Here is a 13,913-nt window from a genome sequence, read left to right as displayed (position 1 = left end):
CGGCTGAGACTGCTTATGTTCTGGTTTACGCCCATAACGCGTTCGCCGGCGCAGAAACCTGCGTGTAAGGACCTCAGCCGCAATGGCCAAGCCCGGGCCATCACGTCTGAGGCCGCTTACACTCCGGTTTCTAACCGCTCCGGCTCGCGCTCAGCAAAAAAGGCAGCTTTCCGGCCGCCTTTTTGATCTTTTCCTATTCACTACCTGCTTAAGCTTGGCCAGGTTGTTCGTCACTTGCGCCGAACTGAAGATTAACGCCTTGATCCAAGGCTACCGCTGTCACCTGATAGGTTAAGGTTTCAATGGTTTCAACCAGTGGCCGACTCAATTTGCCCAGTTCTTCTTGTGGCAGCTCATTTGCTTCACCGAAATAATCCATAACCTGAACAATTTGGGTGATCTTACCGGAAATTTCAAATCCGGCATTGTCAGGCACCACGTCAAAGGGAATCATCATTTCAAAAAGATTGCCTTTTTTTAATTCTGCCTGTTTCTTAGGGTCAGACCACTGAATCTGACGCATGGCTACCTGTAAATCGTTCTTCACTGGGGTTCCTTGTTTCACGAGATCATAATGAAATGATTCAACCGTAATCGGATAACGTTTTGCTTCCATGGGTTGCGCCTCCTAGCGTATTTTCACTTTAGTTTGTCATGTTCATAGGTATGCACGGTTTCCAGTCCGGCAAAATGCTGCTGTCGTAAAGCTTCATAAACCACTAATGCTGCACAATTGGATAAATTGAGAGCGCGCACGTTTGCCGTCATGGGGATACGAAGGCACTGATCTTCATGTTCCCGCATAAATCCCTCAGGCAGTCCAGTGGTTTCTTTGCCAAAAAGGAAATAGTGGTCGGCATGCGTATCGGTGTAATCGCGATCAGAATAGGTTTGATCTGCAAATTTGGTGATGAGATACAAATGCTGCGGATCCTTGACCGTTGCCATGAAGTCATCAAGACTATCATGATAGACAATTCGAACCTTGGCCCAATAATCCAACCCGGCGCGGCGCAAATGCTTATCATCAGTCTCAAATCCCAATGGCTTAATCAAGTGCAAATAGCTATTGGTCGCTGCACAAGTCCGCGCAATGTTACCAGTGTTCGCTGGAATTAACGGTTCAAATAAAACAATATGATTCGCCATGTTATCGTCCCTTCAACACAAGTGCTTTCAGTGTAGCACATTCTATTGTGTTAACACCAACCCGCAGTGAGCGTGAATCGGCGCGGTTAGGAATCGGAGTGTAAGCGGCCTGAGACGTGATGGCCCGCTCTTGGCCATTGCGACTCAGGTCCTTACACGCAGATTCCTGCGCCGGTGAACGCGTTATGGGCGTAAAGGCGGACTTAGCGCCGAGCGTGATGTCCCCCGCCCTTGGTCATTGCGACTCAGGTCCTTACACGCAGATCCCTGCACCGGGAAGCGCGTTACAAAGCAAAAACTTGGCGCCAACCTGATTTTAAGCAAGAAAAAAACGCATTGCTTCGGAGCGCACTCAGCGAAGCGATACGTTAGTGAAGTAATTTATCGCAAACTTTTATCAATTACCCAAAAGCTAGCCCTGATAAAAGCCCGAAATAAATAGCTTAAAAGCATATTAACACCGGTTATTCCTGTTTTCAACCCTTTTACTTGACAAGATTCGAAACGGTGAGTAAATCAACCTCAATATGAATACTTTTTGGCGGATTGGTTAACATTACCTGGCGCCGTTCAGCCGGTGCTTGCCAAGACAGTGGCGTCATGGTCATCAAATCGGTAAACTGATCTGCAACCAGTGGAAAATCATACGTTATTGATTGGATGGTTGCTTGAGGAAACGCTGCTAAAAACCGTTCACGCACAGGCTGGTTATCATATTCAGCCTTACGTGTTCCAGAATATAACCCTTCACGCAACTCTTTTAAATAGCCGGCGCGTGGAATAATCTTCAGCAGCTGTCCTGTTGGTCGTAATACGCGCCGAAACTCCCGGTAGTTGCCTGGCGAGAAAATGTCGATAACCGTGTCAAAAGCATCGTTGACAAATGGTAGGTGCGCCAAATCGGCCACGGCAAATAATACTGGCGCTGCCAAACTACCCGCTAAGTTAATTGCCGGTGCTGAAATATCGAAACCGACTGCCATCTGTTGCTTTTGGTGAGCCAAGTAAGCAGTTGGTGTCCCCTCACCGCAACCAACATCTAATAGGCGCTGATGCGGGACTAATTTAGCTGCCATAGCGTCCAAAAACGGTGTAAACAATCCCGCCGTCAACATTCGCCGTCTGGCTGCTAGCATCGTAGCTGTATATTCAGTCGCGACTTGTTGATTCAAGAAGTTCACGGTCCCTTTACGACTGAAATCGCGCCGGTGTCCTTTAGAACAAATAAGCGATCCGGCTTTGACCTGCATTGGCTGAGCGCACACCGGACACGCAAATAAAGGCGTTTGTTGAGCCGCCAATTCAATTTTTGCTTCACGTTTTCGCATGATTTTCCTTCCTGCATAGCTTGGCCGCTTGTTGTAAACTAAGAGAAAAAGCCAAGGAGACTGCCATGCTTTCAATTTATCGTTTCGATGACAAAACCGGCCGGCTAAATCCACAATCGCGGATCAGTCCCGGCGTCTGGATCAATGTGGTCAACCCCACCCCAAAAGAACGGGAACAATTGCAGACTAAAGCCAATCTATCAGAAGCATTCCTACTATATGGCCTTGATCCGGATGAAGGCGCACGGTATGAGTATGATGAAGACAATGACAGCCACTTGTTTATTTTTGACATGCCCGTTGTTACCCGTGACGCCCGAAAAAAAGTAGTTTATGAAACGGCTCCGCTTGCCATTATTATTACAAATATTGCGGTGATTACGATTAACGAAGAACCGATACCGTTGCTGAGCCTTTTTTCGGAAGGCAAAATAAGCAACTTCAATCCGCAACATCAAAATCGCACCGTCTTACAGATACTGTATCAGATCTCGATCAGTTACCTGACCTACCTGCGCGATCTCAACAAAGCCCGCGAAGCCAACGAAAATAAACTTCAACGCAACTTGCGCAACGAAGAACTTTACGGATTAATGGGCATTCAACGCTCCTTGGTTTACTTTATGATGAGTCTGCGAACCGACCGTAATGTCCTGGAACAACTCAAACGCACCAACCCATTGCATCTAAACGAAGATGATCAGGATCTTCTGGAAGATACCATCATCGAAAATCAGCAAGCGGTTGAAATGGCGCAGATTAGCAATTCCATTATTAACGAAACGGCTGATACTTATTCGTCAATCATTAACAATAACATGAATGGCGTCATGAAATTTCTGACATCCTATTCAATCTTACTGACCATTCCCACGTTGGTCTTTTCATTTTATGGCATGAATGTCCACTTGCCACTAGCAGATATGAAGGTGAGCTGGATCATCACGATTGCCATTTCAATTGCGATTGCGATGGTTCTTGCCTTTCAATTTTGGCGAAACAAATTTTTCTAATCCACTTGCTACCTGGCCGGGATGTCCCGGCTTTTCTTATTTTTAAGCAAAACACGAACATTAAAAAGAAAAGAAAGTATTTTGGTTGACTTTTACATTTTAATCGCGTATCTTAGCACTTGGTGTTTTGAATAACACCAATAATACTTAACAATGTTCGGCTTTTGCGAAAGGATGAATCCGATGAACAACGGCATGCAGATTTTTGATTACGAAGATATTCAAATGATTCCCAACAAATGTGTGGTGCGCTCACGTAAAGAGGTTGATACCAGCGTGAAATTTGGCCCACACACGTTTAAAATTCCGGTTGTTCCTGCCAATATGCAGACCATCATTGATGAACCTTTGGCGATCTGGCTGGCCGAACACGATTACTTCTATATTATGCATCGCTTTCAGCCAGAGCGGCGCATGGATTTTGTCCGCGACATGAAAAAGCGCGGTTTGATCGCGTCAATTAGTGTTGGCGTTAAGGATGAAGAATTTGATTTTATCGAAGCGCTGGCTGCTAACGATTTGACGCCAGATTATGTGACCATTGACATTGCCCACGGTCACGCCCAAATCGTCATTGACATGATTCAGCATATCAAACACTATTTGCCAAAAACGTTTGTGATCGCTGGTAATGTCGGAACGCCTGAAGCTGTTCGTGAACTGGAAAATGCCGGCGCCGATGCAACGAAAGTCGGCATCGGTCCCGGTAAGGTCTGCATTACCAAGCTCAAGACCGGTTTCGGGACAGGCGGTTGGCAACTTGCAGCTGTCCGTTGGTGCGCTAAAGCAGCGCGTAAACCCATCATCGCAGACGGCGGTATCCGTAACAATGGCGACATTGCCAAGTCCATTCGCTTCGGTGCCACCATGTGCATGATTGGTTCTCTATTTGCAGGCCATGAAGAAACGCCTGGTAAGCACGTCACCATTGATGGCAAAGAATATCAGGAATATTACGGTTCAGCTTCCGAGTATCAAAAAGGCACCCATCATAACGTTGAAGGCAAAAAAATCCTGCTGCCAGTTAAGGGTAAGATCGGCGATACATTAAAGGAAATGCAAGAAGATTTACAATCCGCTGTTTCCTATGCCGGTGGTCGCGATCTGGAAGCTTTAACCAAGGTCGATTATGTCATTGTCAAAAACTCGATTTTCAATGGTGATCAATACTAACCGCTTATCTTTTGTAAGTGTTGCGAGTGACTTATTGCTGTGCTATGCTATGTGGGTTGAACTGTTCGAATACCAGTATCCAATACAAACGACAAACAAGGAGTGATTGCATAGATGGCTAAGAAGTCAAAGATTGCCAAAGAAAAAAAGATCGAAGCGACGATTGCCAAGTACGCTCCGCTGCGTGCCAAGTACAAGGCCGAGCATAATTATGCTGCTTTGCAGGCGTTACCGCGGAATGCTTCCCCTGTTCGCGCACACAGCCGTGATGAACTTGACGGTCGGCCACATGCTTACATGCGTAAATTCAAAATGTCACGCTTGAACTTCCGCGATTTGGCTCACAAAGGTCAAATTCCCGGTGTTCGCAAGGCATCATGGTAAAAAAAACACCTGTCATTACAGGTGTTTTTTAATATCCAATTAACAACCGCTAAGCTTGCGTGTTATAGGTCAATGTTGTTCCAACACGAAATGCCGGCCGTTGGGTGGGTTTGAGATAAATGGCATTTTGCATTGGCTTTTCGGCTGGTACGTCTTGGAATAATAAGGTGACGTGACCGATTGTCTTCAAATTGCTGATGGCTAACTGGCCCACGTAAGTCATGGTGAAAGCTGTCCCGTCAATCGTCAGCCGATCCCCCGCCTGAATGGAGAATTGGGATAAGGCCGCGGGATCATCAAACTGCTGAATCACTGCAACATCGCGCAGTGCATCTGTGGCTTCCGGGCCAAATAAAATAATCATGGGATCTTTTGAACTTAAAGCGTCTTTACCAATGGCAGTGATCGTTGCCGTAAATTGCATGTTGTTGCCTCCGTTTTTACTTGTGATATTTTTAAGCCTATATCGCAGTACTAAAAAAGATGCGGTACGTTCGTTTTTGTCGGTCTTGCTGTACCTCGAAAAGTGACAGATAAGCCGCTGCTTTGAAGGACAGCTGGCAGCAAGTTAACCAGCTATGTTGGGGCGGCTCACGCTCTATATCATAGCATAAGCATCCCCAAAACATGCTATACTCAAAGCAAATTCGAAAGGAGCGTTTTGTCTATGAAACAAAGACTCTTGTTAGGCGGTTATACCCGTCACGGCGGTGCTGGTATTTATACTGGTACGTTTGACGACACACAAGGCCAATTAACTGCCCCGCAACCGTATATTACCGATTTAGGTTCCCCTACTTATTTAGCCGTTTCAGATGACCATATTTTATATGCGGTTGATGCTGAAGGGGATCAAGGCGGTGTAGCCAGTTATGATCTCAACGTTAATCCTCCTAAGCTGATTAATCGCGTTTTACAACCCGGCTCTTCTCCTGCCCACATCTCAATCGATGAAAATCGTCAACTTGTATACGCGAGCAATTATCATGAAGGGCGCATCAACGTCTATAAGATCAACCGTGATCATAGCTTAACTGCGACAGACGAAATTGTGCACACCGGTAACGGTCCGCGTCCGGAACAAGACGGCGCCCATGTCCATTTCGCTGCCGTGACGCCAGATTTTCAACGCTTGGCAGTCGCTGATCTTGGTAATGACACTTTGACCACTTACACGATTAGTGATGCTGGCAAGCTTGGCGATCCCGTTGTCTTCCACGCTGAACCTGGGTTTGGTCCGCGCCATATTGCATTTAATCATAACAATCCGGTTGCTTATTTACTTGGGGAACTCTCGAGTCAGGTCAGCATCTTAAGCTATGATGCTGCCACCGGAAGTTTTGAACTTATTGCTACCTTACCGACTATTCCGGAAGATTATACGGATCATAATGGTGCCGCAGCTATTCGCCTAAGCAGTGATCAACGGTTCCTATATGTTTCAAATCGCGGCTTCAATAGTTTAACCGTTTTTGCTGTCAGTCCGGATGGTCGCAACTTATCACAACTGCAACAAATCAGTACCGCCGGCGATTTTCCACGTGATTTCAACTTCGACCTCACCGAACGCTATGTCTTGGCAGTTAATCAAAACACTAGCAACGGGACTTTATACAGCCGGGATTCTAAAACCGGGCTGCTAACCGAAGAACAGCGCGATATTCCAACTCCGGAAGCCGTTAACGTTTTGTTTCTGGCAACCAAATAGCCGACTTTCAAACTGAAAAGCGGCTTTAAATCAGATCTTTTAACAGCGGCTTTAACGCAATTTGCTTAAGCCGCTTTTTGCTTGCCACAAATCAGTTCACCATTAACCACACAGATTATATAAGATCTCGCTAAATTGCATTTGCACTATGGCAAGTAGGATAAAACCTTGTATACTGTTAACATTGAGAATTGGAGGGTTATTATGTTTGATATTATCAAGGCCGTGATTATCGGCATTGTCGAGGGGCTGACAGAATTTCTGCCGATTAGCTCCACCGGCCACATTGATCTGGTTGACCAGGTCGTTAAGTTGTCGCAAGGACGGCAATTTATGAACATGTTCGAATACGTCATTCAGTTTGGGGCAATCTTAGCGGTTATTTTGCTTTACTTCAATAAATTAAACCCATTTTCCAAACCGACTGTCCAGGCGCAAAAAGATACTTGGCAGTTATGGGCCAAAGTCATCATTGCGGTGCTGCCATCTGTCGTTGTCGGCTTACCGCTCAATGACTGGATGGACAAACATCTACATACACCACTCGTTGTCGCAACGACTTTGATCCTTTACGGGGTTTTATTCATTGTTTTGGAAAATTACCTCAAGAATAAGCAGGCGCACATTACAAGTTTGGCCGACATCACCTATCAAACCGCTTTGTTAATCGGCTTGTTCCAGGTTCTGTCAATTGTTCCGGGGACTTCCCGCTCTGGTGCCACCATTTTGGGGGCCTTATTGATTGGGACATCGCGCTATGTTGCGACAGAGTTCTCTTTCTTCTTGGCTATTCCGACCATGGTTGGCGTTTCTATCTTAAAAATTGGCAAGTATTTGTTGCAAGGCAATGGCTTTACCGGCGAGCAATGGGTTGTGTTACTAACCGGCTCAGTCGTGTCCTTCTTAGTCGCCATCGTTGCTATCAAATGGCTGCTTAAATTCGTCCAAACGCACGACTTCAAACCGTTTGGCTGGTATCGAATCATTCTGGGTGCCATCGTGTTACTTGTGATGTTTCTTTAAATAACGACAGGAGGTTACCATGTTACGAGAAGTTGCTGTTGAAAACTATACCGACATTCCCAAGGCACTTGCTGCAGGCGCTGATCGAATTGAACTCAATGATAATTTGGCGGTTGGTGGGACGACCGTTTCCAAAGGTGTGATGGCTGAAAGTGCCAAGTATGTCCATGAACATGGTCGCAGCCTCGTCACTATGATTCGGCCGCGCGGAGGCAATTTTGTTTACAATGACACCGAGTTGAAAATCATGGAAGCCGATTTATTCGAGGCGCAGGCACTTGGCGTTGATGGCGTTGCATTCGGTGCCTTACTGCCGGACGGGACAATTGATGAAGATGCCATGACGAGTTTGATCGCAGCAAGCGCCGGTATGAGTGTTGTCTTCCACATGGCTTTTGATGCCATTCCCGAAACCAAGCAGCTGGCCGCCATTGACTGGCTAGCCGCACATCACGTTGATCGGATTTTGACGCATGGTGGCCCACTATCAACGCCAATTGAAACAACCTTGCCACATCTACAGGCGCTGATCGCCCATGCAGCGGAAAAACAAATCACGATTCTTCCCGGCGGCGGCATCACTAGCCAAAATGCCGCTACTATCAGCGAACAATTAGGCGTTAAGGAGCTTCATGGCACCAAATTGATCGCCTTCTAGCTTTTTTTGTTTATTCAAGACACTAAAAAGGCCGGCTTCAGAGACAAATTCGTCTCTGAGGTCGGCCTTTTTAATGTACCCAAGTAATTCGTTGATGGTAAACCTGACTTGGCCAATATCGGTTCGTCTAAATCACAGTGAGGCGAGTCGCGTTTTTCTTTTTAGAAAACGAGCGTTATGATATTAAAGGGAAAAATGAAATGAGGGTTAAGTAACATGCGTAAAATATTCATCGGTCTCATTGCTTTCATGGGACTTTTAACATTAGCCGGGTGCCAAAAGAAAACACAGGCGACCTATCTAAAAACGCCATATACACGTAATGAATTCGTCATGGGGACAACATGTACGCTTACCATTTACGATAAAGGCAAAAAGTCAGCTTTAAAAGATGGTTTTGCGATGATCCATCATGTTGACGCCGAAGCTACCTTGACTCGTGGCGGTTCAGTGCTTGATAAAATCAACGCCAATGCCGGTGTCAAGCCTGTCAAGGTTCCAAAAGATTTTATGCCGCTACTGGAAAAGGCCTATTATTTCTCCAAAAACTCAAATGGCAGTTTTGACATGGCAATCGGTGCTGTTACCAATCTCTGGCAAATCGGGCTGCCTGGTGCGCGTGTTCCCGCACAAAGCGAAATCACCCAAGCATTGCCGCTCGTTAACTGGCGCGATGTCAAGCTTGACACCAAAAACAACACGGCCTACCTAACCAAAAAAGGGATGCGGCTTGACTTTGGCGGTATTGCCAAAGGTTGGGTTGCCGACAAGGTTCGCGAAGTCTTGCGTAAAGATGGGGTGACCGCCGCCATTATTGATCTTGGCGGTAATGTCGTGGTCATGGGTCATTCACCACTTGGAGCGAAACGTGATTGGCATGTCGGGATTCAAGACCCGACAGCCGCGCGCGGTACTGCCGTTGGGACAATCCCGGAAAGCAACGAATCCATCGTCACTGCCGGCACATATGAGCAATACCTAATCTCGCACGGTCACAAATATATCTATCTCTTTGATCCCAAAACCGGTTACCCATACGACAACAATCTGGCCTCGGTCACCATTGTTTCCAAAAACAGCGTGGACGGGGATGCCTTGTCAAACGCCGCTTTTGACAAGGGGCTCAAGGATGGCTTACAGTACATGAATGCCAAAAACAGTCAGCACATTCAAGCCATCTTTATCACCAACGACAAAAAGATTTACTTAACTAACGGACTCAAGAAACAATTTAAGTTCGATGCTGATTCCGGCTATCATAAAGGGAATTTTTAACCTGACAGTGGCAAAAATAAAAAGTATCCCATTTTCGCGATCGCGTGAAAATGGGATACTTTTATTTAGAAGCTGCAAATGATGTCTCAGTCTTCATGCGGCCAAACGACTTGCCAGTGTCCCCTTCATCAATGACGCCATGCCTAATAAACAACTGGTAAATGCAAGTGGTCGCTAAGCTTTGCCATGTCAGTTGGTAACGGTGCATGCAAATCGACCCACTGTTTTTGCAACGGCTGCCAAAACCGCAAATGCGCGCAATGCAAGGCTTGCCGCTTGAAATCATCAGCTTGCCGATTATACAGATCATCGCCAAACAACGGATGTCCGATCGCGGCAAAATGAACGCGAATCTGATGGGTACGGCCTGTGTGTAACGTTACCAGTACCGCGGCGGCGTGCGAATTTTGCGCAAGTGTTTGATATTCAGTCACAGATGGCTTACCGGTCTCACTGACGACACGGCGCATGTAAAATCCTGTGCTGACACCAATTGGCAATATAATCCAGCCATGTGCGGACAGCAATGACTTACTCGTCACCAGCGCCAAGTACTGTTTTAAAAAATTCTCGCTGTGCAATTGCCGATCCAGCAAACTGTGCGCCAAACTATGCTTAGCAAACACCATTAAGCCGCTGGTGTCGCGATCTAGCCGCGTGACAACATGAACTGCCTGACTTTCTGCATGGGTCTTAATCAAATATGCCTTAACCATATTGGCCATGCTGTCATTTCGCCGGCCAACTGCTGGAATCGATGCTACCCCGGCAGGCTTATTAACGACCAAGTAATCATCGTCTTCATAACAAATCGGAAATTCATGTTCATACGGGACAACACTAGCGGCGGCTTGCTCAGGCGCGGTTTGGACCAGAATCCGATCGCCGTTTCGCAGCGGATAAGCTGTATGCCGCTGCCGTTTATTAACAAAAATAAAGCCGCCTTGATAACGCAGCTTTTTAAGTTGGGCCCGGGAGAAACCCTGTTGTTTTAAAAAAGCCGCCAATTTGAGCGGCGGTCCCTCGTATTGCCATTCAAATCGCATTAATGTTTTGCTCCAATAAACGCATCCTCCACACGGTCCCAAAAATGCATGTGCCGATAACGGGCAAAGTGAATGCGCTCTTTTGCAATTTTATAACGAATCTGCTTAATCGTCGGCGGATTAATCACAAACTGGTCAACTGTCATCACATAATCATCCCGCCCGGTTGGTTCCAAAGTGACCCATTCATCTGGTGCGGTAATAATCGGTGAACTGAGGGTCCGGAAAACCCGGTTATTGATTGAGGCAATCTCTGTAATTTGTAAGGCATCAAGACGCGGATGAATCACGGCCCCGCCATTTGACTTACTATAGGCAGTTGATCCGGTCGGTGTCGAGACGCACAGCCCATCCCCGCGAAAACTTTCAAAAAAGTCGCCTTTAATATAAACTTCTGTCCGCATCGTGCCATTCAGACGCTTCAGTGTTGCCTCATTCAGCGCCAAATAATGGGCACTCGTAGCATCTGCATAAATCGCCCGAACATCTAATAGCGGATAACTGACACTTTGGCCTGAGTCTTCTTTTAAAGCAATGACTAAATCCTCAATTTCAAAATCACGCCAGTCCGTATAAAAGCCTAAATGCCCTGTATGCACGCCGATAAAGCGAATCGTATCCAATTGGTCGGCATAACGGTGAAAGGCTGACAGCAGCGTGCCATCGCCGCCAATGGTGATCACAACTTGAGGATGGCGCTCATCGAGTTCAAAATGGCCATTTTTTAATAACTTAAGTAGTTTCTGCGCTGCTTTAATTGAAGCAGGTATGCTGTTATGAAAAACTGTCACACGCATCTTATTCATCCTTTTTATCATCAGGCTTTGAGTCATCGGTTGTATCTGAATACGGCTGTTGGCCTTTACCGTAGACAAATAAATGTTGTGCTTCCTGAATTTCTTCGCGAATATCCGACATTTCTTTATCAAGCATAAAGGAAGCTTCAGCAGCGCGTTTGAGTCGCGCCTTTAACGTATCGGGAAACTCGCCATTATATTTATAATTCAGACTATGCTCGATCGTTGCCCAGAAATTCATGGACATGGTTCGAATCTGGACTTCCGCAAGAATCTTTTTTTCACCATGAATCAATTGAACGGGATATTCGATGACCACATGGTAGCTGCGGTATCCTGAGGGCTTGACGTTGGTCACATAGTCGCGTTCTTCCACAATCTTCATGTCGGTTCGCTGCCGCAACAAGTCAACCACTTGGTAAATATCTTCCACAAATTGGCACATAATGCGCAGGCCAGCAATGTCTTGCATGTCTTGTTCCAGGAGCTCATCGCTGATAAACCGCCGACTTTGCTTTTCGATAATCGAACTGACCGGTTTTACCCGCCCCGTCACGAATTCAATGGGCGTATGCTCGTTTGCCTGTTGAAATTGTTTACGCATCCCGCGAAATTTGATTTTCAATTCCCCGACCGCTTGTTCATATGGCATTAAGAAACTGTCCCAGTCCCTTTGCATTACTGGCCCTCCCATACTAAACTACTAGATAATGTGATGTCCATCTGGCTAGTCGTCACCACGTCAGCTAAACGCGATGTTGACTTTGGCTAAATATGACACTCACGACCATCATTCTATCATATTTTTGGCATGTAACCGGTGCCGTTGTTTCTGGAGGCAAATCATGTCTATTTCCCGCGAGCAGGAATTCAAAACTTGTTTAAGCAAAAATGCTTTCTTAGCGCTTTTGAATTATTTTGATTTTGAACCGGCCTTTAGCCAAATGAACACCTATTATGACACAGCTGACGGTGCTGTCAAAGCAGCGCGGCTTGGTTTGCGTATCCGTCAGTTTGCCGACCATGCGGAACAAACCCTTAAAGTACCTAATGAAAGTACCCAGCGCGACTTAGAAGAAATCACCGATCCATTGAGTTTAGTGGAGGCACAGAAACTAATCGAACAAGGCGAGCTCAAATCAGGCCAAGTGACTCAGGCTCTGGCTGCCCGGGGGATTGATCCGGCAACGGTTGCTCCTCAAACCCAAGCCAAGACAACCAGAAGACTTGCCCATTTGCCGGCTGGTTTGTTAACGCTCGATCAGACCTTTTATATCGACCAGACTTCTGATTTTGAACTGGAAATGGAGTATCAGAATCTTGCTGTAGCGCAAAAATTTTACGATGATTTACTACGCCATTTTCACATAAAAAAACAACCCGTTATTAATAAGGTGCAACGTGCATACATGCATGTGCACGATTCACAAGCTAAATAATTGTTACTTTTCGGTTTTCTGATAAAGTAAGTATAGAAATTTGTTGCCAGCAAATTGGAGGCCATGACCGTGTTAGAAATCTTTCTTTTTTTCAATCCTATTGGCAGTGTCTGTCTTAGCACCGAACAAAAGCTGCTACACCAGTTGGACAAATTCGAACAGGAAGTCAAAGTTCACTTTGTTCCGGTTTTAAATCTGGATATTATCGAACAGTTTATGCAGTGCGAACAATTAAATGTTCACAGCCTCGCCAAACGCAACCAGTTATTGCGAGCTGCTTATAATCTTGCTTTAGATTACAAAGCTGCCCAATATCAAGGAAACAAAAAGGCCCGGATGTTGCTGTTACGACTACAACAGCACGCGCCTTTAGTTCAATATCAATACGATGCAGCGTTTGTGGCGAAAATGTTAACCAAATGCCACTTAGATCATGAGATGTTTTACGAAGATCGACAACGGTCAGAAGTCAAAATGGGCTTTGATTCCGATCAACGCACTGCTAATCAAATGGGCATTACCCAAACCCCATCTTTGGTGATTGTCGATACCGATCGCAAAGTTGATGATGGGCATGCCGTTTTAATTGAACAGATTAGTGATCCTGATCTTATTCCCCGCCTTTGCGAGCTCATTCGAACCGATCCCTCCCACTTCTTTACTGAGCGACCAGAAAACATGGGCAGTCATTTCCGATTTTTCTAACTATGGGCAACTTTGATTTCACCAACACTTAGTCTTCGTCTGAATGAAGCAACTTTTGTAGTTGGATTTTAACCCAACCTTTTTGCTAGCGGCAACATCAAATAAACTAAAATTTACTGGTTTTTAGCGGGCTCTGCGATTATGCAGGGTTTTTTTTACGCTTAAACCGGCGCACTTAGGAGTTAACGAAGCAATTGACCGCGCTGTCCCATCGT

General features: G+C 45.9%; 16 protein-coding genes. 9 read left to right on the top strand and 7 right to left on the bottom strand.

The annotated features are described in order from the left end of the window. Nucleotides 1–208 precede the first annotated feature (208 nt). The 3 genes from EL173_RS04785 to EL173_RS04765 all read right to left on the bottom strand — a co-directional run bounded on the left by EL173_RS04785 (nucleotide 209) and on the right by EL173_RS04765 (nucleotide 2,477). The gene (locus EL173_RS04785) at nucleotides 209–616 is read right to left on the bottom strand and encodes a DUF1149 family protein (protein WP_005687267.1); all 408 of its coding nucleotides are present in this window, start codon (nucleotides 614–616) and stop codon (nucleotides 209–211) included. A 23-nt stretch (nucleotides 617–639) separates the two neighbouring features. Next, on the bottom strand, nucleotides 640–1,149 hold the full coding sequence (gene trmL, locus EL173_RS04780; protein WP_005688659.1) for a tRNA (uridine(34)/cytosine(34)/5-carboxymethylaminomethyluridine(34)-2'-O)-methyltransferase TrmL: 510 nt from the start codon (nucleotides 1,147–1,149) through the stop codon (nucleotides 640–642). A gap of 485 nt (nucleotides 1,150–1,634) precedes the next feature. After that, complete coding sequence (locus EL173_RS04765; protein ID WP_005688657.1) at nucleotides 1,635–2,477, bottom strand: methyltransferase domain-containing protein; 843 nt, start codon at nucleotides 2,475–2,477, stop codon at nucleotides 1,635–1,637. A 65-nt stretch (nucleotides 2,478–2,542) separates the two neighbouring features. Here EL173_RS04765 and EL173_RS04760 point away from each other — a divergent pair, with 65 nt between their 5' ends. From EL173_RS04760 to rpsN, 3 genes are all read left to right on the top strand, one after another. Further along, nucleotides 2,543–3,490: a magnesium transporter CorA family protein gene (locus EL173_RS04760; protein WP_005688655.1), complete on the top strand. Its 948-nt coding sequence runs from the start codon at nucleotides 2,543–2,545 to the stop codon at nucleotides 3,488–3,490. A gap of 195 nt (nucleotides 3,491–3,685) precedes the next feature. Next, nucleotides 3,686–4,663 (top strand): GMP reductase, encoded by a 978-nt coding sequence (locus EL173_RS04755; RefSeq protein WP_014571210.1) that lies wholly within the window; start codon nucleotides 3,686–3,688, stop codon nucleotides 4,661–4,663. A 114-nt stretch (nucleotides 4,664–4,777) separates the two neighbouring features. Further along, the gene (gene rpsN / locus EL173_RS04750) at nucleotides 4,778–5,047 is read left to right on the top strand and encodes a 30S ribosomal protein S14 (protein ID WP_003564153.1); all 270 of its coding nucleotides are present in this window, start codon (nucleotides 4,778–4,780) and stop codon (nucleotides 5,045–5,047) included. A gap of 49 nt (nucleotides 5,048–5,096) precedes the next feature. Here the strand turns inward: rpsN and EL173_RS04745 are convergent, their stop codons facing one another. Further along, nucleotides 5,097–5,471 (bottom strand): PTS glucitol/sorbitol transporter subunit IIA, encoded by a 375-nt coding sequence (locus tag EL173_RS04745; protein WP_005688651.1) that lies wholly within the window; start codon nucleotides 5,469–5,471, stop codon nucleotides 5,097–5,099. 243 nt (nucleotides 5,472–5,714) lie between these two features. Between EL173_RS04745 and EL173_RS04740 the strand changes: the two genes are divergently transcribed. From EL173_RS04740 to EL173_RS04725, 4 genes are all read left to right on the top strand, one after another. Then, nucleotides 5,715–6,755 carry a lactonase family protein gene (locus EL173_RS04740; RefSeq protein ID WP_005688649.1) on the top strand — a complete coding sequence of 347 codons (1,041 nt, stop codon included), beginning with the start codon at nucleotides 5,715–5,717 and terminating at the stop codon, nucleotides 6,753–6,755. Between the two features lie 204 nt (nucleotides 6,756–6,959). Beyond that, the gene (locus EL173_RS04735) at nucleotides 6,960–7,778 is read left to right on the top strand and encodes an undecaprenyl-diphosphate phosphatase (protein ID WP_005688647.1); all 819 of its coding nucleotides are present in this window, start codon (nucleotides 6,960–6,962) and stop codon (nucleotides 7,776–7,778) included. A 19-nt stretch (nucleotides 7,779–7,797) separates the two neighbouring features. Further along, nucleotides 7,798–8,436: a copper homeostasis protein CutC gene (locus tag EL173_RS04730; protein WP_005688646.1), complete on the top strand. Its 639-nt coding sequence runs from the start codon at nucleotides 7,798–7,800 to the stop codon at nucleotides 8,434–8,436. Nucleotides 8,437–8,652: 216 nt separating this feature from the next. After that, nucleotides 8,653–9,711 carry an FAD:protein FMN transferase gene (locus EL173_RS04725; protein ID WP_005688645.1) on the top strand — a complete coding sequence of 353 codons (1,059 nt, stop codon included), beginning with the start codon at nucleotides 8,653–8,655 and terminating at the stop codon, nucleotides 9,709–9,711. A gap of 143 nt (nucleotides 9,712–9,854) precedes the next feature. Here EL173_RS04725 and EL173_RS04720 read toward each other — a convergent pair whose 3' ends face one another. Genes EL173_RS04720 through yjbM form a run of 3 tightly spaced genes read right to left on the bottom strand, consistent with a single transcriptional unit; the run spans nucleotide 9,855 to nucleotide 12,233 of the window. Further along, nucleotides 9,855–10,757: an RluA family pseudouridine synthase gene (locus tag EL173_RS04720; protein WP_005688644.1), complete on the bottom strand. Its 903-nt coding sequence runs from the start codon at nucleotides 10,755–10,757 to the stop codon at nucleotides 9,855–9,857. After that, nucleotides 10,757–11,554, bottom strand: a complete 798-nt coding sequence (locus tag EL173_RS04715) for an NAD kinase (RefSeq protein ID WP_005687253.1) — start codon at nucleotides 11,552–11,554, stop codon at nucleotides 10,757–10,759. The genes EL173_RS04720 and EL173_RS04715 overlap by 1 nt, the downstream gene beginning before the upstream one ends. Nucleotide 11,555: 1 nt before the next feature. Then, nucleotides 11,556–12,233 (bottom strand): GTP diphosphokinase, encoded by a 678-nt coding sequence (yjbM, locus tag EL173_RS04710; RefSeq protein WP_005713649.1) that lies wholly within the window; start codon nucleotides 12,231–12,233, stop codon nucleotides 11,556–11,558. A gap of 166 nt (nucleotides 12,234–12,399) precedes the next feature. Between yjbM and EL173_RS04705 the strand changes: the two genes are divergently transcribed. Together EL173_RS04705 and EL173_RS04700 are read left to right on the top strand one after the other, a co-directional pair. After that, nucleotides 12,400–12,993, top strand: coding sequence for a CYTH domain-containing protein (locus tag EL173_RS04705; RefSeq protein WP_005688639.1), 594 nt, complete (start codon nucleotides 12,400–12,402; stop codon nucleotides 12,991–12,993). Between the two features lie 69 nt (nucleotides 12,994–13,062). Beyond that, nucleotides 13,063–13,698, top strand: a complete 636-nt coding sequence (locus EL173_RS04700) for a DsbA family protein (RefSeq protein WP_005687248.1) — start codon at nucleotides 13,063–13,065, stop codon at nucleotides 13,696–13,698. Nucleotides 13,699–13,913: the final 215 nt, after the last annotated feature.

The organism is Lacticaseibacillus rhamnosus (assembly GCF_900636965.1).
Taxonomy (GTDB): Bacteria; Bacillota; Bacilli; order Lactobacillales; family Lactobacillaceae; genus Lacticaseibacillus; species Lacticaseibacillus rhamnosus.
The sequence above is the reverse complement of the archived record's forward strand: the minus strand, read 5'-3'. Positions and strand labels throughout refer to the sequence as shown.

What these genes read in the sequence shown, in the direction of transcription:
- EL173_RS04740 (WP_005688649.1), top strand. Translation starts at nt 5,715, where the DNA reads ATGAAACAAAGACTCTTGTTAGGCGGTTATACCCGTCACGGCGGTGCT.
- EL173_RS04725 (WP_005688645.1), top strand. Translation starts at nt 8,653, where the DNA reads ATGCGTAAAATATTCATCGGTCTCATTGCTTTCATGGGACTTTTAACA.
- EL173_RS04745 (WP_005688651.1), bottom strand. Translation starts at nt 5,471, where the DNA reads ATGCAATTTACGGCAACGATCACTGCCATTGGTAAAGACGCTTTAAGT.
- trmL (WP_005688659.1), bottom strand. Translation starts at nt 1,149, where the DNA reads ATGGCGAATCATATTGTTTTATTTGAACCGTTAATTCCAGCGAACACT.
- yjbM (WP_005713649.1), bottom strand. Translation starts at nt 12,233, where the DNA reads ATGCAAAGGGACTGGGACAGTTTCTTAATGCCATATGAACAAGCGGTC.
- EL173_RS04730 (WP_005688646.1), top strand. Translation starts at nt 7,798, where the DNA reads ATGTTACGAGAAGTTGCTGTTGAAAACTATACCGACATTCCCAAGGCA.
- rpsN (WP_003564153.1), top strand. Translation starts at nt 4,778, where the DNA reads ATGGCTAAGAAGTCAAAGATTGCCAAAGAAAAAAAGATCGAAGCGACG.
- EL173_RS04760 (WP_005688655.1), top strand. Translation starts at nt 2,543, where the DNA reads ATGCTTTCAATTTATCGTTTCGATGACAAAACCGGCCGGCTAAATCCA.
- EL173_RS04765 (WP_005688657.1), bottom strand. Translation starts at nt 2,477, where the DNA reads ATGCGAAAACGTGAAGCAAAAATTGAATTGGCGGCTCAACAAACGCCT.
- EL173_RS04705 (WP_005688639.1), top strand. Translation starts at nt 12,400, where the DNA reads ATGTCTATTTCCCGCGAGCAGGAATTCAAAACTTGTTTAAGCAAAAAT.
- EL173_RS04715 (WP_005687253.1), bottom strand. Translation starts at nt 11,554, where the DNA reads ATGCGTGTGACAGTTTTTCATAACAGCATACCTGCTTCAATTAAAGCA.
- EL173_RS04755 (WP_014571210.1), top strand. Translation starts at nt 3,686, where the DNA reads ATGCAGATTTTTGATTACGAAGATATTCAAATGATTCCCAACAAATGT.
- EL173_RS04735 (WP_005688647.1), top strand. Translation starts at nt 6,960, where the DNA reads ATGTTTGATATTATCAAGGCCGTGATTATCGGCATTGTCGAGGGGCTG.
- EL173_RS04720 (WP_005688644.1), bottom strand. Translation starts at nt 10,757, where the DNA reads ATGCGATTTGAATGGCAATACGAGGGACCGCCGCTCAAATTGGCGGCT.
- EL173_RS04785 (WP_005687267.1), bottom strand. Translation starts at nt 616, where the DNA reads ATGGAAGCAAAACGTTATCCGATTACGGTTGAATCATTTCATTATGAT.